Raw genomic sequence first — 21,989 nt, 5'->3', positions numbered from 1 at the left:
CGCAAAGAGAGGGCTCGTCATGCGTGACATGGTCGAAATTGGCATGGGCAGAACCGCCCGCCGGACCTATGAACTCAACGACATCAACATAGTGCCGTCACGGCGCACCCGGTCGTCGAAGGATGTGTCGACGACCTGGCAGCTGGACGCCTACCGGTTCGAGATTCCCGTCGTCGCCCATCCCACGGACGCGCTGGTGTCGGTCGAATTCGCCATCGAACTCGGGCGCCTCGGTGGGCTGGGTGTGCTCAACGGTGAGGGTCTGATCGGTAGGCACGCCGATGTCGAGGAGAAGATCGCCCAGGTCTTGGAGAAGGCGGCGGCTTCCGATGAGCCGTCGGCGGCGATCCGGCTGCTGCAGCAACTGCATGCGGCACCGCTGAACCCGGAGCTGCTGGGACAGTCGGTGGCCCGCATCCGGGAGGCCGGGGTGACGACCGCAGTCCGGGTCAGCCCCCAGAATGCCCAAGCGCTGACGCCCGCCCTGGTGGCTGCCGGTATCGACCTGCTGGTCATCCAGGGCAGCATCATTTCGGCCGAGCGGGTCGCCAAGGATGACGGCGCCGGTGAGCCTCTCAATTTGAAGAAGTTCATCTCCGAGCTCGATGTCCCGGTGGTGGCGGGCGGCGTCCTGGACCACCGCACCGCCCTGCACTTGATGCGCACGGGTGCGGCCGGTGTCATCGTCGGCTACGGCTCCACACAGGGCGTCACCACCAGCGACGAGGTGTTGGGTATCAGCGTGCCGATGGCCACGGCGATCGCCGATGCGGCCGCCGCACGCCGGGAGTACCTCGACGAAACCGGCGGCCGCTACGTGCATGTGCTGGCCGACGGCGACATCCACACATCGGGCGATCTGGCCAAGGCAATTGCGTGCGGCGCCGATGCAGTGGTGCTGGGCACGCCACTTTCGGTTGCCGCGGAGGCGCAGGGGGACGGCTGGTTCTGGCCGGCCGCCGCGGCGCACCCGTCGCTGCCGCGCGGCGCACTGCTGCAGATTGCGCTGGGGGAGCGGCCGGCGTTGGAGACCGTGCTCAACGGACCTTCGGATGACCCGTTCGGCTCGCTGAACCTCGTCGGCGGACTGCGTCGGGCCATGGCCAAGGCCGGGTACTGCGATCTCAAGGAGTTTCAGAAGGTCGGCTTGACCGTCGGGTCCTAATATCCGCCGAGCTCGCGGACGGTCGTTCTTTACAAGTTAGGCCTTCCTGTCTAGCTAGTTACCTGCCGGTAGGGTCATACTGAAATCATGCGGAGTGACTCTTCGAACTCTCACTACGACGTCCTGGTTATCGGCTCCGGGTTCGGTGGCAGCGTCAGCGCGCTGCGGCTGACCGAAAAGGGTTATCGCGTCGGTGTACTGGAGGCCGGTCAACGGTTCGCCGACGCTGACTTTGCCAAGACCTCGTGGGACCTGCGTAAGTTCCTGTGGGCGCCGCAGCTGGGCATGTACGGCATCCAGCGTATCCACCTGCTCCGCAACGTAATGATCCTGGCCGGCGCCGGCGTCGGTGGCGGATCGCTGAACTACGCCAACACGCTGTACGTGCCGCCGGAGCCGTTCTTCAACGATCCGCAGTGGAAGGGCATCACCGACTGGCGTGCCGAGCTCATGCCCCATTACGAGCAGGCGCAACGCATGCTCGGCGTGGTGAAGAACCCGACCTTCACCGATGCCGACCGCATCGTCAAAGAGGTCGCCGACGACATGGGATGCGGGGACACCTTCGTCGCCACTCCTGTTGGTGTGTTCTTCGGGCCTGACGGCGAGAAGACCCCGGGCAGGACTGTGCCCGATCCGTTCTTCGGTGGCGCGGGGCCCGCCCGTACCGGGTGCCTGGAATGCGGCGAGTGCATGACGGGCTGCCGCCACGGCGCCAAGAACACCTTGGTCAAGAACTACCTCGGCCTCGCCGAATCGGCTGGTGCGCAAGTGCATCCGATGACCACGGTCACCGGATTCGAGCAGCGGCACGACGGTCTGTGGGAGGTCGGCACAGTGAAGACGGGCAGCAAGCTGCGTCGTCACCGCAAGACTTTCACCGCGTCGCATCTGGTCCTGGCGGCGGGCACGTACAACACGCAGAAGCTGCTCTTCAAGATGCGTGACACCGGCAAACTGCCCAGGCTGTCCGATCGGCTGGGCGTGCTGACCCGCACCAACTCCGAGTCGATTGTCGGAGCTCAAACCCTCACGGTACCAACGGATCTGGATCTCACCCATGGTGTGGCCATCACATCGTCGGTACATCCCACCGCCGACACCCACGTCGAGCCGGTGCGGTACGGCAAGGGGTCCAATGCGATGGGCCTGCTGCAGACGCTGATGACCGACGGCGCCGGCCCGGGCGGCACCGATGTGCCGCGCTGGCGCCAGTTCCTGGACCAAGGCCGTGAGCAGCCTGCGCTGCTGATCCGGCTGCTGAACCCGGCTCGCTGGAGTGAACGGACGGTCATCGCCTTGGTGATGCAGCATCTGGACAACTCGATCACCACCTTTACCAGACGCGGGCCGGGGGGCCGGCGGGTGTTGACGTCCAAACAGGGCCACGGAGAACCGAATCCGACGTGGATCCCGGTCGGCAACGAGTTCACCAGGCGGATGGCGGAAAAAGTCGGCGGCATCGCGGGCGGTACCTGGGGTGAACTGTTCAACATCCCGCTGACCGCGCACTTCCTCGGCGGTGCCGCGATCGGTGCCGATGCCGAACACGGCGTCATCGACCCGTACCAGCGGGTGTACAACTACCCAACGCTCTACGTCGCCGACGGCGCCGCGATCTCAGCGAATCTCGGTGTGAATCCGTCTCTTTCGATCACTGCACAAGCAGAGCGGGCGGCGGCGCTGTGGCCCAACAAGGATCAGGAAGACGTCCGGCCGGCCCAGGGAGAGCCGTATCAGCGGCTCGACCCGGTCGCCCCGTTGCATCCCGTGGTGCCCACCGATGCTCCGGGTGCGTTGCGGCGGTTGCCGATCGAGCCGGTCAACACAACCGCTTAGTTGGCGAACGGGTTGCGTCCCTCGCCGGTGTTGAGCAGCAGCGGGTTGTTCGGCTCGAGGACATAGCTGCCCCCGGGGCTCAGGACGAACCCTGCCCCGTCAAAAGAGTTGCTGCACATCGTCACCGTGCCGTCGGTCCCGCACGTCACGTTGCGGAAGCTGATGCGCGACCCGGGCAGCAATCGGTTGGGCAGCCCGTCGAAGGCGAACAGCGGCCGGTTGTCGTTGACGAAGCCGGGCGGCCCCTGTTGTCCACCCGTGACCGCGTTGGCCCCGTCTGGAGCTGCGGGCAGTGGGCCGGTGCAGCCGTAGTTGCCGGACGTGCGGCTGATGGCGCACGCGATATCGCCCGGCACCGCGAATGCGTAGTATTCACCGTTCTGCATCGCGAACTCCGACGGTTTGACCGGCGCAAGCGCATTGAGATTCAGCGGGGGCGGAGGTGGAGGGGGCGGAGGTGGCGGCGGGTCCGCCGCGGCCACGCCGGCGACACCGAGACCAACGCCGATCACCGCGCTCGCCAGAGGCATCAGCATTCTCCTGCGCATCACGCCACCTTAAGGCGTCACATCCGGGTATGCGGCACTACCCGGCGGATTGCCATCACTGACCGTGGGCCGGGCTGCGGTCTCAGAGGTCGGCGAAACGCGTCCTACTGCTCGTCGGCGTCCGGCGCCGCTTCGACCAACGCGGCGATGAGGCGTGCCAGCATGGTCTCGTCGATCGTCCCGGGCTGGAGCAGTTCCTCCATCGCGACTCCCGTCGACATCGTGACGACGAGCTGGGCGAGTGCCAGCAGATTCTGCCGCGGCAACGCGGTCGCGACGTTGTTGACGACCTGCAGTGCCTGCTGGACGGCGGTGCGGCGGCGTGCGATAAGCCGGTCGCGCAGTTGTGGATCGCGCACGGCCCGTAGCCAGTATTCGGTGAGGACAACGTAGTACTCGTTCTGATTGCGGATGGACTCCAGCATGGATCGGCTCAACGCCCGCGCGGTGGCGGCCGTGTCACCGCCGTTGTTGTCGAAAGCCGTCGCGATCAGCTCACCCCGGGTCTCGAACTGGCGGTCCAGCAATGCCAGGAACAGGTCGTCCTTGGATTCGAAGTTGGAGTACACCGCGCCCTTGGTGAAACCCGCGGCCTGACCGATCGCGTCGATGGTGGCGCCCGCGAACCCTTCGGCGGCGAACACCTCCAGGGCTGCGTCAAGGATTCGGTCGCGAACCTCGCCGCGGGTGGGCCTGGTGCGTGCGGGTTTGACGGACGGCATACCCGGCAGCATACTCATTAGTATCGAATGGATACCAGTCAGTATCGAAATTGCCGGGATGGCAGACTTTGATCCGGTGGTTCGGCGGGGTAGCGGCAACGGCACCTCGTATCGGACCGACCGGTGACGGCAACGGGCAACGGAAAGAGCAACCGCATGCACGCAGAGGACGAACCGGGCGAGGGTGGTGTGCAGCCCGACGAGGGCCCGGCCGAACCGGACGACAAACCCCTGATAGTCGCCACCGGCCTCGGCGTGGACGGCGAACACGAGCCTCTGTTCTCCGGTGTCGACCTGGAACTCACGCGAGGTTTTCACGCGATTCAGATGCCCGGAGGTTGGGGGCAGACCGCCCTGCTGTTGACGTTGGCCGGCCGCCTCAAGCCCACCCACGGAACTGTGACCGTATGCGGCGACACCCAGCCCCGAGCCATCCGCCGGCATTGCTCGATCGCCGCGTTCGACGACATCGATGATCTCCCCGACTCTGTGACCGTGCGAACCGTTGTCGTCGAGCAGCGGCGATGGCTCGCACCGTGGTATTCGCGCGTGCCCGACCAAGCCGGAGAGGCCGAACTGGCCGAGGTGTTCGGTGACGTGCCGTCGCCGTCGCCGAAGGCCTTCATCAGTGACCTGTCCGACCTCGAGCTGTTCCTGCTACGCGTCACCCTGTCGCTGTTCTCGGACCGGCAGATCCTGGTGGTCGGAGATCTCGAGCAGGTCCGCGACTACACCAGACGCGCGACCGCCGTTGAACGTCTCGCCGCCATCGCGACGCGGCGCACCGTCGTGGTCGGTGTCACCAACCCGCTCGGCGTCGATGCCCCCATCCACGATCTGCACGATCACACCGCATCCTGACCGGAAGGACTGACGATGCTAAACGGTCTTCGCGCAAGCGGCTCATCCCCGCTGAAAGGTCTTCGCGCAAGCGGCTCATCCCCGCTGGCTGGGCTCGCACTCGGCTCGGAGATCAAGCGCTTCGGCCGCAGCCGGATGACCCGGCTGGCGATCGTCGTGCTGATGTTGCTGCCACTGGTCTACGGTGCGCTGTATCTGTGGGCGTACTGGGACCCGTTCGGTCACGTCAACAAGATGCCTGTCGCGCTGGTCAATTCCGACCGGGGGACCGTGGTTTCCGGGCAGAAGATCAACGCGGGCGACGAGATCGCCAAGAGTCTCACCGATGATGCCAGCCTGGACTGGCACGTGATGGACCTCGATGAGGCCCGTCAGGGCGTCGACCACGGCAAGTACTACTTCATGCTCGAGTTGCCGCCGAACTTCAGTGAGGCGATCGCGTCGCCCGTGACCGGGGAACCCAAGCGGGCGAACCTGATTGCGGTGTACAACGACGCCAACAACTACATCTCGTCGAGTATCGGACGCACCGCCGTCGACCAGGTGCTCAATGCCGTTTCCACCCGGATCTCCGGGCAGGCGGTCAATCAGGTGCTGTCAGTGGTGGTTTCGTCCGGGGCGGGCATCAGGCAAGCCGCCGACGGCGCCCAGCAGCTTGCCGACGGGGCGGTGAAAGTCGATGACGGCGCCGGGCAGCTGGCGGCGGGCCTGCACACCGCTCGCTCTGGTTCGGCGCAGGTCGCCGCTGGTGCCAAGCAGCTCTCCGACGGGATCATCAAGGCCACCGATCCATTGGTCACAGTGACCAGGGCGCTGTCGCAGATCGGCGGCAACACCGACCAGCTACAGCAGGGCGCAACCGCGCTGCAGCAGGCCAACGACCAGATCGGTGGCATCGCGACGGCGCAGGACGCCGCTGCTGATTCGTTGACCACGGTGATCGACCAGTTATCCGCGAGCCCGGATCCCTTGGCCAACAACGCCGCCGGAACCCTACGCGGGATCCAGGACCAGCTGCGCGGTCACCAGTTCACCCCGCAGGTCCGTCAGCAGCTCACTGACGCCGAGAACGCGGCCATCTCGATGACCACGGCGCTGCGCGCTCCCGGCAGCCCGCTCAACTCCGCGCTCAACCAAGTTGGTGGCACGGGCCGGGACCTCGACAACAAGCTGACGCAACTCCGTAGCGGAGCACAGCAGCTGTCCTCGGGCAGCGCAGAATTGGCCAGCGGTATCGTCAAACTCGACGACGGTGCGACCCAGCTCAAATCGGGCACCGCTCAGCTGCGGTCGGGGTCGGCCGAGCTGGCGACCAAACTCGCCGAAGGCGCCAAGCAGGTTCCCGACTGGAGCGCCCAGCAGAAGAATGCGATCGCCGACACGATCGGCGGCCCGGTCAATCTCGAAACCTCACACGAGAACGCCGCACCCAACTTCGGCACCGGCATGGCGCCGTTCTTCCTCACTCTGGCCTTGTTCTTCGGTGCTTTGGTGCTGTGGATGATCCTGCGGCCCCTGCAGAGTCGTGCTGTCGCCGCGGAGGTGCTGGCGATCCGGGTGGTGCTCGCCAGTTACCTGCCCGCGGCGATGATCGGGTTCTGCCAGGCCGTCATCCTGTACTGCGTGGTGCGGTTCGCCCTCGGTATGCACGCCGCGCACCCAGTCGCGATGCTCGGGTTCATGGTGTTGATCTCGTGTACGTTCGTCGCTGCCACGCAGGCGATCAACGCCCTCGTCGGGCCGGTGGTGGGGCGCGTGCTGGTGATGGCGTTGCTGATGCTGCAGTTGGTGAGTGCCGGCGGCATGTATCCCGTCGAAACCACGTCGAAGCCCTTCCAGGTGATCCACAAGTACGACCCGATGACCTACGGCGTCAATGGCTTACGCCAGCTCATCCTCGGCGGGATCGACTTCCGGCTGTGGCAGGCCATCGTCGCGCTCGTGATCATCTGGATAGGAGCGATGACGATCTCCTGTCTGTCCGCCCGGCGAGACCGACTGTGGAACCTCAACAGGCTGATACCGGCGATCAAGATGTGAGCCCCGCGCTCATCCGGTGCTGATCCCGCGGCTGGGCGGCATGGCACCGATGCCGCGTCCCGTACCTGAGGAATGTGCCTCTGTGCGGTGGCGACGCGGACCGGGACCAGCCAACTCCTAGACTGAGCCGGTGGCAGCAGAATCCCCCCGCCCCGTTCTCGTCGTTGACTTCGGCGCGCAGTACGCCCAGCTGATCGCGCGGCGCATCCGTGAGGCGCGGGTCTACTCCGAGGTCGTCCCGCACACCGCTAGCGTCGAGGAGATCAAGGCGCGCGACCCGCAGGCGATCGTGCTGTCCGGCGGCCCGGCCAGCGTCTACGCCGACGGTGCTCCGCAACTCGACCCTGCACTGTTCGATCTCGACGTGCCTGTGTTCGGCATCTGCTACGGATTCCAGGCCATGGCGCAGGTGCTCGGCGGCACCGTCGAGCACACCGGAACCAGTGAGTACGGCCGCACCGAGCTCAAGGTGACCGGCGGAGAGCTGCACGCCGACCTGCCCACGATGCAGCCGGTCTGGATGAGCCACGGCGACGCAGTCACCGCCGCACCGGACGGCTTCGACGTCATCGCCTCAAGCTCCGGGGCGCCGGTTGCCGGATTCGAGAACAGGGCCCGCCGGCTGGCGGGTGTGCAGTACCACCCCGAGGTGCTGCATTCACCGCACGGCCAGCAGGTGCTGACCCGGTTTCTGCATGAGTTCGCCGGGATCGGACCGACCTGGACGTCGGCCAACATCGCCGAGCAACTCATCGCGGCGGTGCGGGAGCAGATCGGTGATGGTCAGGCCATCTGTGGGCTGTCGGGCGGCGTCGATTCCGCGGTGGCCGCAGCGCTGGTGCAACGCGCCATCGGCGACCGGCTTACCTGCGTATTCGTCGACCACGGCCTCCTGCGGGCGGGGGAGCGAGCTCAGGTGGAACGCGACTTCGTCGCCGCCACCGGTGCCAAACTGGTCACCATCGACGTCGCCGACCGGTTCCTTGAGGCGCTCAGCGGTGTCACCAATCCCGAGGGCAAGCGCAAGATCATCGGCCGCGAATTCATCCGGGCCTTCGAGGGCGCGGTGCGCGACACCCTGGGCAGCTCCGAGGCCGAGATCGAGTACCTGGTGCAGGGCACACTGTATCCCGACGTCGTCGAATCCGGCGGCGGCACCGGCACGGCCAATATCAAGAGTCACCACAACGTCGGCGGTCTGCCTGACGATCTGAAGTTCAAACTCGTCGAGCCGCTGCGCCTGCTGTTCAAGGATGAGGTACGGGCGGTGGGTCGTGAGCTCGGCTTGCCGGAGGAAATCGTTGGGCGCCAACCCTTCCCGGGTCCTGGGCTGGGCATCCGCATCGTCGGTGAGGTGACCGCCCAGCGGCTCGACACGCTGCGCCGCGCCGACTCGATCGCCCGTGAGGAACTCACAGCCGCGGGTCTGGATCAGCAGATTTGGCAGTGCCCGGTGGTACTGCTCGCCGACGTTCGCTCTGTCGGAGTGCAGGGCGACGGGCGCACTTACGGCCATCCGATCGTGTTGCGCCCGGTGTCCAGCGAGGATGCCATGACCGCCGACTGGACTCGGGTGCCCTATGAAGTGCTGGAACGGATTTCAACCCGTATCACCAACGAGGTGCCCGAAGTCAATCGAGTGGTGCTGGATGTCACGAGCAAACCGCCCGGCACCATCGAGTGGGAGTAGTTCCCCCGCGAGCAGGCACTCAGGTACCCGACACGCCGCAGTTTGGGTACCGCAGTGTCTGCTCGCGCCAATGATGGGTCGGCTACCGGCTGGGGTCTCCACGCCAGCGAAAACTGTTGACATACTTACCCATATCTAGCGCGAGCTGCAGGTTGGCGCCTGACGGCTTGCCGGAACCCGAGTCCGGACCGAACTTGCGGTAGGGCCCGACGGCCGCGGCAATGAGCGCGAGATCATGTTTGACCGCCACCATGATGATTACGCGCATCCGGGCGTAGCTGCTGGTCGAGCCCTGTGGCCAGTAGTCGGCGGTAAGTCCGAACCCGGGCTGATAGCCCACCATCGTGTTGGGTATCTCGTAGGCGGTCTTGGTGTCCGGGAATGTCTGGCGAACCAGTTGGACGGCAATGTCTTTCGGTGATTTGCCGGCCGCCGGCTTGCTGAACAGCTGCATGGTGCCCCCGTCGCCGGCCAGCAGGTTCGCCATCACGCCGTGATCATTGGTGCTGACCTTGTAGGCCGACCCCGCGGCCGGATACGACACGGTGAACGAGCCGTCGGCCGCCGTGTACAGAGGGTTGATGGTGACGGGTTGTCCGAACGGTGGCGAGCCACAGTTCGGCGGGCACACGTAGCGTGCCGCCGGCTTCTGCAGTACCGCCGAGAGGCCGACCAACCCGGCCGCCGCGACGACGATGACGACCCCGAGGGCCAGAGCCAACCTGGTGTACGACGTCTTGTGCACGGGCGCAGCGGTGAACGCCCCCTTGTGGATCGAGTAGCCGGGCAGCAGCCCGACCGTGATCTCCCCTGGCTCGCCCTGACGTATCGGCCGGCCCGTTCTGCGGGCTTTGCGCGAACTGCGCGACGAGGCATGGATGGCCGCACCGCAGTGTGCGCAGAAAGGAGCGTCGGGCACGACATGTCCGCATTGGATGCACAGCAGCGGCTCATCGGTGTGGATCTCATCCTGGGCCTCGTGCAGCAGCGCCAGATGCACACCGAGCCGCAGGAGTAGCAGCGCGATCGCTGCCAAGGCGATGTACAGCCCGAACTGCAGCCACTGCGGGAATCGCGCAATGTCGATCAGGCCGAGCCCGGCGTAGAGGATCATCACCCCGACCGCGAACAGGGTCAGGGTGATACGGACGAACCCGCGGTGTACGTGAACCTTGTTGGGTGGTCTGGTGAACCATAGCGCTGCACCGATCAGCCCGCCCACCGCGACAGCGATCGTCGGTACCGCGACACCGCGGATCCCGGCCTCGACCAGCAGCCCGCTCATCGGCCGGTCGCGGGCCACCATGCCGGTGGTGAACTGCGGCGCCAGGCGCGTCATCGTCGCCGCAGCACAATAGGTCAGCGCGCCGAACGCGCCGATTGCGTAGCCGTCCAACGCTTCTTGTGTTCCCCGACGGGTGAAGCGCACTACCAGCGCGGGTACCAGCATCAACACCATGCCGCCCAAGGACACCCCGATGCTCTCGCGCAGCATGCGCGACCCGGCGATACCCATGCCCAGCGGGACGCCGTACACGCGGGCCATCGCCTCACCGGTCAACAGCACCCAGCCGATCCCGAGACCCGCGCCCAGCAGTGCGGTGAGGACCAGGGTGCTGCTCGGGACGTCGCGATGAACGTCGGACTCCCGCAGGTAGATTCCGAACAGCAGAGGCAGACCCAGCGAGGCGACGGCGATGAGTGCGGCAGGCAGCCGGAACAGGGCAGCGGCCACCAGTGCCGCCAACAGCAGTGCCAGGCCGCCCAGGAACGCCATCCGCGACCGTGGAGACAGATGCGGGAACAGCGAACTGGCGACCGAAGGGATCAGCAGATGCTGTCCCGGAGCCGCGCTGAAAGACCGCGCCCGCAGCCAGTGCGGACCGTTGGCCCGGTGGTCCGACAGCGGAGCGCCGCAGAGCCCGCAGTACCGCCCTGCGGGGACCTCGAGTTGGCAGACCTCGCATTCCATCGTCTCCGGACCGACGAGGCCTGGGTCGGTTTTCATGCGGGACCCGCCTTCGTTTCTCGCTGGCTATTCATGCGGGACCCGCCTTCGCTTCTCGCCGGCTATTCATGGGTTCGCTCTCTGCCAGACAAGGATGTTCTTGACGAGGTTGTCCACGTTGGGTGTTCCGAGGCCGGTCACCAGGTCGTAGCCCGGCCCGGCATTGGCCACCGCATTGCCACCGAGCGTGACGTCGTGAAAGGCGGGCAGTGGCGCCCCGGCAGCGATGCGGTACAGCAGCGGATTGAGATCACCCAGCTCCCGGCCACCGTTGGCGAGCAGATACTGATCCATCACCGCGGCCATGCCGGCCCACAGCGGCGCCGACTGGGACGTGCCGCCACCGACCAGCAGCTGATTGTTCAACACGATCTTCACGCCGGTGAACGGGTCGGCGACCGCGGACACATCCGGGGTGAGCCGCTTGTGGTCGCCGCCGGCTTCGGTGCTGCCGGGCGCGGTGACACCGCGCTGCCAGTCCGGTCGGTCGAACAGCGCCGAAACCCCGCCGCCAGTGCCCTGCGTCAGCGGTACGTCGAACCAGGCCTGTTCTGCCAGCCAACCGCCGTCCGTATCGGTGGACAACGTGGTGCCACCGACATTGGTGATCTCGGGCAGCGATGCGACCGAGTCCAACCCGATGTCGTCGGGTCCCGGAGGCGACGACCAGTCTTGTCCGCCTTTGCATTCCAGGCCGGCCAGGTCGCCGCTGGCATTGAATGCCGTGGTGCCGTGGGAGTGTGCTGTGGTCAGCGCGGAGCGGACCGGGGCCAGATCGGCGGCGGTGATCAGCTTGTCGCAGCCCCAGCCGATGGAAAAGCTCCAGACCGCACCGGGGAACTGGGAGTCTGCCGTTTGAAGCATCTGCCCGATCTTTTCGTAGGCTCCGTCTCCCTGGACCGTCGGTCGAGCGTTGACCACCACCTTGCGCGCATCGGGCGCAAGGGCGTGGGCGACCTCCAGATCCATGGTGGTCTCGCCGTGGGGTTCGCTGGGCTGTCCGCCGATCAGGGTGGGGGTGAACCTCGGCAGGTTGAAGGTGGTGGCGAAGGTGTCCAGATCGGTCTGGTCGAAACCGTCGAACGCGAAGATCACGATGGTGGTGCCCTTGCCGGTGTAGCCCTGCTGTGCAAGCTCGCTCAAGTTGTAGGTGTTGAGCAGCGCCGTCGGGGTCAGCCCCCGGTCGGGGACGTCGGTGGGCAGGTTCGACAGGTCCGGCCGGGACATCCGGGGCGGGGTGTAGCTGAGGATACGGCCGACCTCGACGACCTCGCCGCGCAGCGGTTCGGGTGTCGACGGCTGTTGCGGCGAGGCGTAGAACACCTGGCCCCGTCTACCCCGGTAATCATGGATGTCGACACCGAAGGCAGCGGCCATGGCCGCGGGGGCGCCGTCGATGATGGCCCACGGGTCGCCGGCGCGCCATCGCACCGACAGCCCTCGGCCGTCCGCCCAGGTGTACAGCGCCGCCGGCCGGTGCTGGCCCTGCAGGGCGACTGTGAGCTGGACCGAGTCATGGTGCGAAGGCCCAAGATCGGTTGAGGCGGCAAGCAACTGGGCGTAAGGACCGCCGATAGGAGTCCTTACGCCCGGTGCTTGGGTAACCCGCAGGTCCGAGGCCAGGAGCAGTGCTCCAGCCAGGATCAGCGTCAGTAGTGCGTATCCGGGGATGACGCGTGTCCCGGCCATGGACGGACGACTGACGAACGAACCTCGCGAGGTTCTAGTTGTCGCCGGGGATGGCGGTCGGTGCGGGCGGTGCCTTCACCGTCGGGGTGAACAGGTTGCCGCCGGTGGGGTTGATCGACTTCTCGGTGGGCTCCACCGAGGGCGGCGGCGCGGGTGTGGCCGGAGTCGTCGTGGTGGTGGTCGTGGTGGTCGGCGTCGTAGTCTCGGGGGCCTTCTCTTTGGTACCGCACGACGCGGTGAACGAAATCATCCCGACGACTGCGGCGCCACCTGCGATGATGGCGAGCCGACGAGTCAATTGCCCAGACCTCATGATGGTTTCCTCACTTGTTCCCCGGTATTTGAGCGCTGGCTTCGGCGAATCGTTGTGCAATTACGCACGATCGGATGATCGTGCACCAGATCCCGTTCCGAGGTGGGTTTTGGTAGTCGAACTTTAACTTAAAGCTCAAAAGGGTGTGGAGCATTCCCGGTGGTGTTGCCGACCCGCAGGCCCCGGCGTCCGCGGCTTGACGGTGTCGGGGTGCGGGTGTTTACTCGATGCATCGAACATATTTTCGAATATATCTGGGTTTGGGTGGTGTTGGAGGTGCTGCTGTGGCCGTTGCGGTAGACCTCGGCCTGAGTCATCTTACCCGTGTTGAACAGGTAGAACATCTGCGTCGCAAGATCGCTGCGGTGTCGAGGAAGGTCGGTCCGGCGCATCCGGAAGTGGGCCGGACCGGCGCAGTGGTTCCTACCGGGAATTCTTTGCTGGAACTACCTGAATCGCCGGCTGATCCGCCACCCGCCGAGTTGCTCACGACGCTGCCGCGCGGAACCGTCGCGGTGATGACGGGTGCCCGGTCGCTGCCGCTGGGCATGGTGGCAGCGGTGACGAAGGCAGGAGGGCATGCCGCGATCGTCGGGCAACCCGATGTGGGGCTGCTGGCCGCGGTGGAAATGGGTGCCGATCTGAGCCGTCTTGCGGTGGTTCCGGATCCGGGTGCCGATCCGGTCGAAGTGGCGTCGGTGCTGATGGACGGGATGGACCTGGTGCTGCTCGGGCTGGGCGGACGCGCAGTACCGCCGAACCGGGCGCGGGTGATGGTGGCACGGGCCCGGCAGAAAGGGTGCACGCTGCTGGTCGTCGACGGCAATTGGCAGGGTGCGTCTACGCGGTTGGAAGCCAGGGTCTGCGGTTACGACGTGACCGGTGCGGGTGACGGCGCACCTGTTCCCGGGCGCGGCCGGATCGGCAGGGTCCGGCTGTCCATGCGGGGAGCCGCGGGATCAGTCTGTGCGGCAGGCGGATAGATCGTGTCGGCGTCTCGAGTGCTGGCGCTGTGGTGCATGGACTGGCCTGCTGTCGCGGCAGCCACCGCGGCACGGTTGGAACCGACCGCGCCGGTCGCGGTCACGCTGGCCAACCGGGTCGTCGCCTGCTCCGCGTCGGCGCGGGCATCGGGGGTACGGCGCGGGTTGCGCCGCCGAGAAGCCCAGGCCCGGTGTCCCTACCTGCATGTGGTCACCGCCGATCCGGCTCGCGATGCCCGTCACTTCGAGAACGTCACGATCGCAGTCGACGATCTGGTGCCGCGGGCCGAGGTGCTGCGACCGGGTCTGCTGGTGCTGCCGGTGCGCGGTGCGGCGCGCTACTTCGGATCCGAACCGGCCGCTGCCGAACGGCTGGTCGACGCGGTGGCCGCGACGGGGGTGGAATGCCAGGTGGGCATCGCAGATCAGTTGCCCACCGCAGTTTTCGCCGCCCGGGAGGGGCGCATCGTCGAACCGGGGATGGACGCTCCGTTCCTGTTCCCGTTGTCGATCCGGCAGTTGTCCACCGAACCGGCTTTGGCGGCGCCCGGCCGGGAAGAGCTGGCAGATCTGTTGTGGCGTATGGGTATCCGAACCCTGGGCCAGTTCGCCGAATTGTCGCGTACCGATGTGGCCTCCCGGTTCGGGGCTGACGCGGTACTCGCGCACCGCTTCGCCCGTGGCGAGTCGGCCAGGGGGCCGTCGGGGCGCGAGCCGGCGGCCGAACTCGACGCGGTGATGAACTGCGATCCACCGATCGAACGGGTGGATGCGGCGGCCTTCGCCGGGCGCTCGCTGGCCAGTGCTCTGCATCGCAGCCTGGAATCGGCGGGGGTCGGCTGCACCCGGTTGGCCGTCCACGCCGTCACAGCCAACGGTGAGGAGCTGGAACGGGTTTGGCGATGTGCCGAACCACTGACCGAGGATGCCACGGCCGACCGGGTGCGCTGGCAACTGGACGGCTGGTTGAACCGCCGTACCTCCGACCGGCCTACCGCGCCGGTCACCGTGCTGCAGTTGCGCCCGGTGGAAGTGGTGTCCGCTGCAGCGTTGCAGCTGCCGTTGTGGGGTGGGATGGGCGAGGAGGACCGGTTGCGGGCCCGGCGTGCGTTGGTACGGGTCCAGGGCTTGCTCGGGCCGGAAGCGGTGCAGATGCCGGTGCTCAGTGGTGGGCGCGGGCCCGCCGAACGCATCACCTTCACCCCGCTGGGGGACGAGCCGGTACCGCGCGCCGACCCGCGGCAGCCCTGGCCCGGGCGCCTACCCGAGCCTTCGCCGACCGTCCTGCTCGATGATCCGGTGGAACTCCTTGACGGGCAGGGTGATCCCGTGCGGGTCACCAGTCGGGGGATGTTCTCCACCGATCCCGCCCGGCTGTCCGGTGCGGGCCGGCGCGACGGCAGCCTGCGCTGGTGGGCCGGGCCATGGCTGGTCGATGAGCGGTGGTGGGATCCGCAGAGCCGGGGTGCTGGTCGGACCGCGCGGGCGCAGGTGTTGCTCGGCGACGGCGAGGACGGTCTGGCGCTGCTGCTGTGCTATCGGCAGCGACGGTGGTACCTGGAGGGGGCCTATGAATAGCCGCCAGTGCTCAGCCCAGCTCCCGGGCAAATGGGCCGACCCGGCCGATGAACCTGTCGAAGAACGCCACCGGGTCCACGTGGTCGCCGATGAGCGCGTTGGGCTGACGACCCCAGTGCCCACGCCAGTCGGCCACCGTCATACCACGGGTCAAGGTGCCCGTCAGCTCAACGTCAATCGTGGTCCGCCGGCACCGCACCAGATCGGGATCCAGTGCCACCGCGGCGGCCAGCGGATCATGCAGATGCGCGAGATACCCGTCACCGGTGTCGAAGTGGAATTCGAAATAGAACCGCATCGCATCCTCGAGCACCCGGATCAGCGGATTGGCCGCCGCCGATCGGGTTCCGCGAGCATCGAACTCGCTCATCGGTCCGGTCGGTGATCCCGCTGCGTCAGCCAGCCGGCCCAGCAGCGCAGGCGTCATCGCGATGTGCTCGGTGAGGTTCAGCCCCAACACAATCGGCAGATGCTCCGGCGCATCCGAACCCCATGCCGCGGCCCAGCCGCCGAACACCTCGGCCGCCGATTCCGGATCCACGCTGATGTTCCACTCCGAGACCGGGGTGGTGTTGCCGCGGTAGTCGAAAGCCCCGCCCATGATCACCAGCCGGCGCAGCAGCCGGGGTAGTCGGGGTTCCGCGCGCATCGCCAGGGCCAGATTGGTCAACGGGCCGGTGGCCAGCCCGATCAGCTCACCGGGATGCGCCTTCGCCGCGTTCACCCACGCCCGCGCGGAGTCGTGCCCGGTCAGTTGCCGCTCGGTGGCCGGTAGCCGGGCGTAGCCCAGCCCCTCGGGCCCGTGGGTGTCCTCCGCGGTGCGCAGCGGGGCGCTCAGGGGTTGCTCGGCGCCCTTGGACACCGGGATGTCGGCGGCCCGGCACAGTTCCAGCAGACCCAGGTTGTTGACGCAGACCTGTTGCACGCCAATGTTTCCCGCTGTCGAGGCAATGCCGACCAGCTTCGCATCGGGGCTGGCCAGCAGGTACACCAGGGCCATCGCGTCATCGACTCCGGTGTCGACGTCGGCGAAGACTGGCTGCGGCGTCACGTCGCCCACGATAACGCCCTCGGCTACCAGTGCACGCTGGGTACCAGTCAACGGAGGGTCTATCGTCCGAATCATGCCGATCAACCCCAATGCCATCGGTGAGAAGACCGACGCTTATGTCTTCGACTGGACCGACCGCGACACCCTGCTGTACGCCATCGGCGTCGGCGCGGGCGTCGACGATTTGGCGTTCACCACCGAGAACAGCCATGGGATCCAACAGCAGGTGCTGCCGACCTACGCGATCATCGCGTGCTCACCGTTCGCGGCGGCCGCCAGGATCGGCACGTTCAACTTCGGCATGCTGCTGCACGGTTCGCAGGAGATCCGGGTGACCAAACCGCTGCCGCCGGCCGGGAAGATGCGGGTGGTCTCCGAGGTCGCCGACATCCAGGACAAGGGTGAGGGTAAGAACGCCGTGGTGATGCTCAAGGGCGTCGGAACCGACCTGGACACCGACGAGGTGCTCGTGGAAACCCTTACCACCGTGGTGATTCGCGGTGGGGGTGGTTTCGGCGGGCAACCCGGCAGGCGCCCGGCGGCCCCCGAGATTCCGGGGTCCGAACCCGACGCCCGGCTGGCCCTGCCCATCCGCGAGGACCAGGCGCTGATCTACCGGTTGTCCGGTGACCGCAACCCGCTGCACAGCGACCCGTGGTTCGCCAAGAACCTCGCCGGCTTCCCGAAGCCGATCCTGCACGGGCTGTGCACCTACGGTGTCGCCGGACGCGCACTGGTGGCCGAGTTGTGCGGCGGTGACGCAACGAAACTGCGCGCGGTCGCCTCCCGGTTCAGCTCACCAGTCTTTCCGGGGGAGACGCTGACCACGTCGATCTGGCGTACGGCGCCGGGAACAGCCGTGTTCCGTACCGAGGCTGCCGCGCCGGACGGGACGGGCGCCCGGGTGGTGCTCGACGACGGAGTTGCCGAGCACATCGACTGACAGATTCCCGCCCTGCAGTCAATTTCGTCGAAGCGACGATAAGCCGGGCCGCGGGTTGACAGGATTTGTACGACTACGGTCACACAACGCAGTACGGAAATGGCGGTGACACATGAAGTTGGTCGTTGGTTACCTCGCCACACCCGGCGGCGCCGACGCGTTGGCGCTCGCGGTGCGCTTCGCCCGAACGCTCGGCGCGGAGGTCGAGATATGCATCGTGCTACCACCGGACACGGGCCTACCCGCATTGGTGCCCAGAGGTGGTTTCGAGAAGGCCCTCGCCCGACAGGCCCGGGGCTGGCTCGAGAAGGCGCTTGCCGCAGTACCTGATGATCTTGTCGCGCATAGCCATCTGAGCTTCGATGAATCGTTCACCGACGGACTGATCCACGAGGCGGTACGGCTTGAAGCCGAGGCCATCGTGGTAGGTGGTTCCGGCGGCGGCCTGGCCGGTAGCTATTCGCTGGGCTCGGTGGTCAACGAGCTGCTGTACTCGTCGCCGGTACCGGTCGTGGTGGCGCCGCGCGGAACCCGTGAATCGAAGATCGAGCGGGTTCGGGAAGTCACGTGCGCGCTCGGGACCCGCAAAGGCGCAGATCGGTTGCTGGATACCGCGGTGCAAGCAAGCAGGGCGGCGGGTACACCGTTGCGGCTGGTGTCCCTGGTGGCGCTCGATCCCACCTTCGGCTCGTTGCGTTCGGATAGCGATGCTGTGCGTAAGCATGCGCTTGACCACGCCAGGAAGACCCTGGAAACAGCGAAAGCCAGTCTGCCGGAGGGTTTTCCGGTGACTTCGACGGTGGTCGACGGGCCCACGGTGGAAGCCGCGGTGAGCAAGCTGGAGTGGCAGGACGGTGACGTGCTGATGGTGGGTTCCAGCAGGCTCAGTGCACCCAGGCGAATCTTCCTCGGCTCCATCGCGGCAAAGATGTTGCGGGTGCTCGACGTTCCGATGGTTGTGGTACCGCGCGACGATGTGGGTGACGGCGAGGGGCAATGACGCGCGAAACGCGTTGGTTGCGGCCTAGCGCACACGTCGAATTCAACGAAAAGGTCGTTGTTGCTGAGGTTTTGCGACCTTTTCGTTGAATTGGAGGACAGCGACCCAGGACCCACCCTGCAACCCACCCTACATCCGCGGGTGGCGTATCCGAACATATGTTCGATATACTGGTGGGGTGGGTTGGCATAACGGGCCACCGAGCTGGGCCGAGATGGAGCGGGTGCTGTCTGGTCGGCCGCCTCGGGCCGCCGAGGATGGCAAGCCGCGCCGGTCCGGCCTTCCTCTGGAATCGTCCGGCGATGGCGGCGACAGCCCGGCCTGGTCGCGTAAGCGCGGGGTCTATCGGCCGCCCGAGGTGCCCCGTGCCTCCGACTCGGTGCCCTATGCCGAACTGCACGCACATTCGGCGTACAGCTTCCTCGACGGGGCCAGCACCCCCGAGGAGATGGTCGAGGAGGCGGCCCGGCTGAATCTCGGGGCCATCGCGTTGACGGACCACGACGGGCTCTACGGGGTGGTGCGGTTCGCCGAGGCGGCCCGTGAACTCGATGTGGCCACGGTGTTCGGCGCCGAGTTGTCGTTGGGCGACACCCCGCGCACGGACGTTCCGGATCCGCCCGGCCCGCACCTGCTGGTGCTGGCCCGCGGGCCCGAGGGCTACCGGCGGTTGTCCCGGGAGATCGCCAGGGCGCATTTGGCCGGCGGCGAGAAGGGGAAACCCCGCTACGACCTTGACACGCTCACCGAGGCGGCTGGCGGGCACTGGCACATCCTCACCGGATGCCGCAAAGGCCATGTCCGCCAGGCATTGTCCCGCAGCGGCCCGGAGGGTGCCGAGCGTGCGCTAGCGGAACTGGTGGACCGGTTCGGGGCCGACCGGGTCAGCGTCGAGCTCACCCATCACGGCCGGCCGTGCGACGACGAACGCAACGCTGTGCTGGCCGAACTGGCGCCGCGGTTCGGGGTGAACATCGTCGCGACCACCGGCGCGCACTTCGCCGCACCGGCCCGTGGGCGTCTGGCCATGGCCATGGCGGCGATCCGGGCCCGCAACTCGATGGAGGCCGCGGCCGGTTGGCTGGCCCCGTTGGGTGGAGCGCATCTGCGCTCGGGGGAGGAGATGGCGCAGCTGTTCGGTTCCGAAATCGTATCTGCAGCAGCGGATCTTGGTGATCAGTGCGCGTTCCGGCTGGAACTCATCGCCCCGCAGTTGCCGCCCTTCAACGTTCCCGCTGGGCACACCGAGGACACCTGGCTGCGGCACCTGGTCATGGTCGGTGCCGCCGAACGCTACGGTCCGCGCGCGCAGGCGCACAAGGCGTATGCGCAGATCGATCATGAGCTGAAAATCATTGAGCAGCTGAGGTTTCCGGGCTATTTCCTGGTGGTGCACGACATCACCCAGTTCTGCCGGGAGAAAAACATCCTGGCCCAAGGCAGGGGATCGGCGGCCAATTCGGCGGTCTGCTACGCGCTCAAGGTCACAAATGTCGACCCGATCGCCAACAACCTGTTGTTCGAGCGATTTCTGTCGCCGGTTCGCGACGGCCCGCCCGACATCGACATCGACATCGAATCGGACCTGCGCGAGAACGTCATCCAGCATGTCTACGAACGCTACGGCCGGGATTACGCCGCTCAGGTCGCCAACGTCATCACCTACCGCGGGCGCAGTTCGGTGCGGGACATGGCCCGCGCGCTCGGGTTCTCCCAGGGCCAGCAGGATGCCTGGAGCAAGCAGATCAGCCGGTGGAACGGCCGGGTCGACTCGCCGGACGTGGAGGACATCCCGGAGCAGGTGATCGACCTGGCCACCCAGATCGCCAACCTGCCCCGCCATATGGGCATCCACTCTGGTGGCATGGTGATCTGCGACCGCCCCATCGCCGACGTGTGCCCGGTGGAATGGGCGCGTATGGCCAATCGCAGTGTCCTGCAATGGGACAAGGACGACTGCGCGGCCATCGGCCTGGTGAAGTTCGACCTGCTCGGGCTCGGTATGCTCTCGGTGCTGCACTACGCGATCGATCTGGTGGCCGACCACAAGAGCATCGCGGTCGACCTGGCCAAACTGGACCTGAGTGAACCCGCGGTCTACGAGATGCTGCAGAAGGCCGACTCGGTCGGGGTGTTCCAGGTCGAGTCACGCGCCCAGATGGCGACGCTGCCGAGACTGAAACCGGACAAGTTCTACGATCTGGTGGTCGAGGTGGCGCTGATTCGTCCCGGCCCGATCCAGGGTGGCTCGGTGCACCCCTACATCAAGCGGCGCAACGGGGAAGAAGAGTCGGAGTGTGACCACCCGTCGATGAAACCGGCGCTGGAGAAGACCAAAGGTGTGCCGCTGTTCCAAGAACAGCTCATGCAGTTGGCGGTCGACTGTGCGGGGTTCACCGCGGCCGAGGCCGATCAGCTGCGCCGGGCCATGGGGTCCAAACGCTCCACCGAGAAGATGCAGCGACTGCGGGCCCGCTTCTACGACGGGATGCGCAAGAAACACGGCATCACCGGCGAGGTGGCCGAACGGATCTACGACAAGTTGGAGGCCTTCGCCAATTTCGGTTTCCCGGAAAGCCATTCGCTTTCCTTCGCGTCGCTGGTGTTCTACTCGTCATGGTTCAAGCTGCACCACCCGGCGGCGTTCTGCGCGGCGCTGCTGCGGGCGCAGCCGATGGGGTTCTACTCGCCGCAATCGCTGGTCGCCGATGCGCGGCGGCACGGGGTGGCGGTGCATGGACCCGACGTCAACGCCAGCCTGGCCTACGCGACGCTGGAGAACCGCGGCATGGATGTTCGGCTGGGGCTCGGCAGTGTCCGTCACATCGGTGACGACCTGGCACAGCGCATCGTCGACGAACGGGATGCCAACGGCCCGTTCACGGCTCTTATCGATCTGACCGGGCGGATGCAATTGAACGTCCCGCAGACCGAGGCGCTGGCCACCGCCGGTGCGCTGAGTTGTTTCGGGATCACTCGCCGCGAGGCGCTGTGGGCGGCGGGTGCGGCCGCCACCCAGCGCCCGGACCGGCTGCCGGGGGTGGGGTCGTCGTCGCACATCCCGATACTGCCCGGGATGACCGACCTGGAACTGGCGGCCGCGGATGTATGGGCCACCGGTATCTCGCCAGACAGTTATCCCACCCAGTTCCTGCGGGAGGGTCTCGACACTCTGGGAGTCGTGCCCGCGGGCAGACTGCTGGAGATTCCCGACGGAACACGAATCCTGGTGGCGGGGGCGGTGACACACCGTCAGCGACCGGCGACGGCGCAGGGCGTCACGTTCGTCAACTTGGAAGACGAGACCGGCATGGTCAACGTTTTGTGCGCCTCGGGGGTGTGGGCGCGCTACCGCAAGCTGGCGCAGACGGCCTCGGCGCTGCTCATCAGGGGCATCGTGCAGAACGCCAGTGGCGCGGTCACCGTTCTGGCCGACCAGATGAGTCCCGTGGACCTCAGGATGGGGTCCCGCTCGCGGGACTTCCGCTGACGCGGGCCGCCCCCGGCGGGCGACACCGGCTTTCCTCCGATAGGGGGACACCACGTTCATCGCGTGCAT

16 protein-coding genes are annotated in these 21,989 nt (G+C 66.7%); 10 read left to right on the top strand and 6 right to left on the bottom strand.

Annotated features, from left to right (window positions below; all coding sequences use genetic code 11):
- The first annotated feature begins 28 nt into the window (after positions 1-28).
- Both B133_RS0113125 and B133_RS0113120 read left to right on the top strand, forming a co-directional pair.
- Positions 29-1,165 (top strand): GuaB3 family IMP dehydrogenase-related protein, encoded by a 1,137-nt coding sequence (locus B133_RS0113125; protein WP_198291068.1) that lies wholly within the window; start codon positions 29-31, stop codon positions 1,163-1,165.
- Positions 1,166-1,252: 87 nt separating this feature from the next.
- Entirely contained in the window at positions 1,253-3,004 is a 1,752-nt protein-coding gene (locus B133_RS0113120; protein ID WP_018601717.1) for a GMC oxidoreductase, read from the top strand.
- Here the strand turns inward: B133_RS0113120 and B133_RS0113115 are convergent.
- Positions 3,001-3,534, bottom strand: a complete 534-nt coding sequence (locus B133_RS0113115; RefSeq protein ID WP_232423297.1) for a hypothetical protein — start codon at positions 3,532-3,534, stop codon at positions 3,001-3,003. The genes B133_RS0113120 and B133_RS0113115 overlap by 4 nt on opposite strands.
- 122 nt (positions 3,535-3,656) lie before the next feature.
- Positions 3,657-4,286: a TetR/AcrR family transcriptional regulator gene (locus tag B133_RS0113110; protein ID WP_026256377.1), complete on the bottom strand. Its 630-nt coding sequence runs from the start codon at positions 4,284-4,286 to the stop codon at positions 3,657-3,659.
- 144 nt (positions 4,287-4,430) lie between these two features.
- On the opposite strand from B133_RS0113110, the gene B133_RS22795 reads away from it, so the two are divergent.
- From B133_RS22795 to guaA, 3 genes are all read left to right on the top strand, one after another.
- On the top strand, positions 4,431-5,135 hold the full coding sequence (locus B133_RS22795; RefSeq protein ID WP_051088119.1) for a hypothetical protein: 705 nt from the start codon (positions 4,431-4,433) through the stop codon (positions 5,133-5,135).
- 15 nt (positions 5,136-5,150) lie between these two features.
- Complete coding sequence (locus B133_RS0113100) at positions 5,151-7,175, top strand: YhgE/Pip domain-containing protein (RefSeq protein WP_255349245.1); 2,025 nt, start codon at positions 5,151-5,153, stop codon at positions 7,173-7,175.
- A 130-nt stretch (positions 7,176-7,305) separates the two neighbouring features.
- Positions 7,306-8,865 carry a glutamine-hydrolyzing GMP synthase gene (guaA, locus tag B133_RS0113095; protein WP_018601712.1) on the top strand — a complete coding sequence of 520 codons (1,560 nt, stop codon included), beginning with the start codon at positions 7,306-7,308 and terminating at the stop codon, positions 8,863-8,865.
- An 82-nt stretch (positions 8,866-8,947) separates the two neighbouring features.
- Here guaA and B133_RS0113090 read toward each other — a convergent pair whose 3' ends face one another.
- The 3 genes from B133_RS0113090 to B133_RS0113080 form a co-directional block, all read right to left on the bottom strand.
- A complete protein-coding gene (locus B133_RS0113090) occupies positions 8,948-10,873 on the bottom strand; it encodes a zinc ribbon domain-containing protein (protein ID WP_018601711.1) in 1,926 nt (641 codons plus the stop codon).
- Positions 10,874-10,939: 66 nt separating this feature from the next.
- Complete coding sequence (locus B133_RS0113085) at positions 10,940-12,562, bottom strand: S53 family peptidase (RefSeq protein ID WP_018601710.1); 1,623 nt, start codon at positions 12,560-12,562, stop codon at positions 10,940-10,942.
- Positions 12,563-12,596: 34 nt separating this feature from the next.
- Positions 12,597-12,875 carry a hypothetical protein gene (locus B133_RS0113080; RefSeq protein WP_026256373.1) on the bottom strand — a complete coding sequence of 93 codons (279 nt, stop codon included), beginning with the start codon at positions 12,873-12,875 and terminating at the stop codon, positions 12,597-12,599.
- 284 nt (positions 12,876-13,159) lie between these two features.
- Here B133_RS0113080 and B133_RS0113075 point away from each other — a divergent pair, with 284 nt between their 5' ends.
- Both B133_RS0113075 and B133_RS0113070 read left to right on the top strand, forming a co-directional pair.
- Positions 13,160-13,858: a hypothetical protein gene (locus B133_RS0113075; RefSeq protein ID WP_026256372.1), complete on the top strand. Its 699-nt coding sequence runs from the start codon at positions 13,160-13,162 to the stop codon at positions 13,856-13,858.
- 36 nt (positions 13,859-13,894) lie between these two features.
- Positions 13,895-15,436: a DNA polymerase Y family protein gene (locus tag B133_RS0113070; RefSeq protein ID WP_369751491.1), complete on the top strand. Its 1,542-nt coding sequence runs from the start codon at positions 13,895-13,897 to the stop codon at positions 15,434-15,436.
- A gap of 10 nt (positions 15,437-15,446) precedes the next feature.
- Here the strand turns inward: B133_RS0113070 and B133_RS0113065 are convergent, their stop codons facing one another.
- Entirely contained in the window at positions 15,447-16,562 is a 1,116-nt protein-coding gene (locus B133_RS0113065) for a nucleoside hydrolase (protein ID WP_018601705.1), read from the bottom strand.
- Between B133_RS0113065 and B133_RS0113060 the strand changes: the two genes are divergently transcribed.
- The 3 genes from B133_RS0113060 (at position 16,561) to B133_RS0113050 (ending at position 21,920) form a co-directional block, all read left to right on the top strand.
- Positions 16,561-17,430 carry a MaoC/PaaZ C-terminal domain-containing protein gene (locus tag B133_RS0113060; protein ID WP_018601704.1) on the top strand — a complete coding sequence of 290 codons (870 nt, stop codon included), beginning with the start codon at positions 16,561-16,563 and terminating at the stop codon, positions 17,428-17,430. The genes B133_RS0113065 and B133_RS0113060 overlap by 2 nt on opposite strands.
- A 112-nt stretch (positions 17,431-17,542) precedes the next feature.
- On the top strand, positions 17,543-18,430 hold the full coding sequence (locus tag B133_RS0113055) for a universal stress protein (RefSeq protein WP_018601703.1): 888 nt from the start codon (positions 17,543-17,545) through the stop codon (positions 18,428-18,430).
- Between the two features lie 178 nt (positions 18,431-18,608).
- The gene (locus B133_RS0113050; RefSeq protein ID WP_026256370.1) at positions 18,609-21,920 is read left to right on the top strand and encodes an error-prone DNA polymerase; all 3,312 of its coding nucleotides are present in this window, start codon (positions 18,609-18,611) and stop codon (positions 21,918-21,920) included.
- Positions 21,921-21,989 lie beyond the last annotated feature (69 nt).

Origin of the sequence: Mycobacterium sp. 155, assembly GCF_000373905.1 — a bacterium.
In the GTDB taxonomy this organism is placed as follows: Bacteria; Actinomycetota; Actinomycetes; order Mycobacteriales; family Mycobacteriaceae; genus Mycobacterium.
This window is presented reverse-complemented; position numbering and strand designations above follow the sequence as displayed.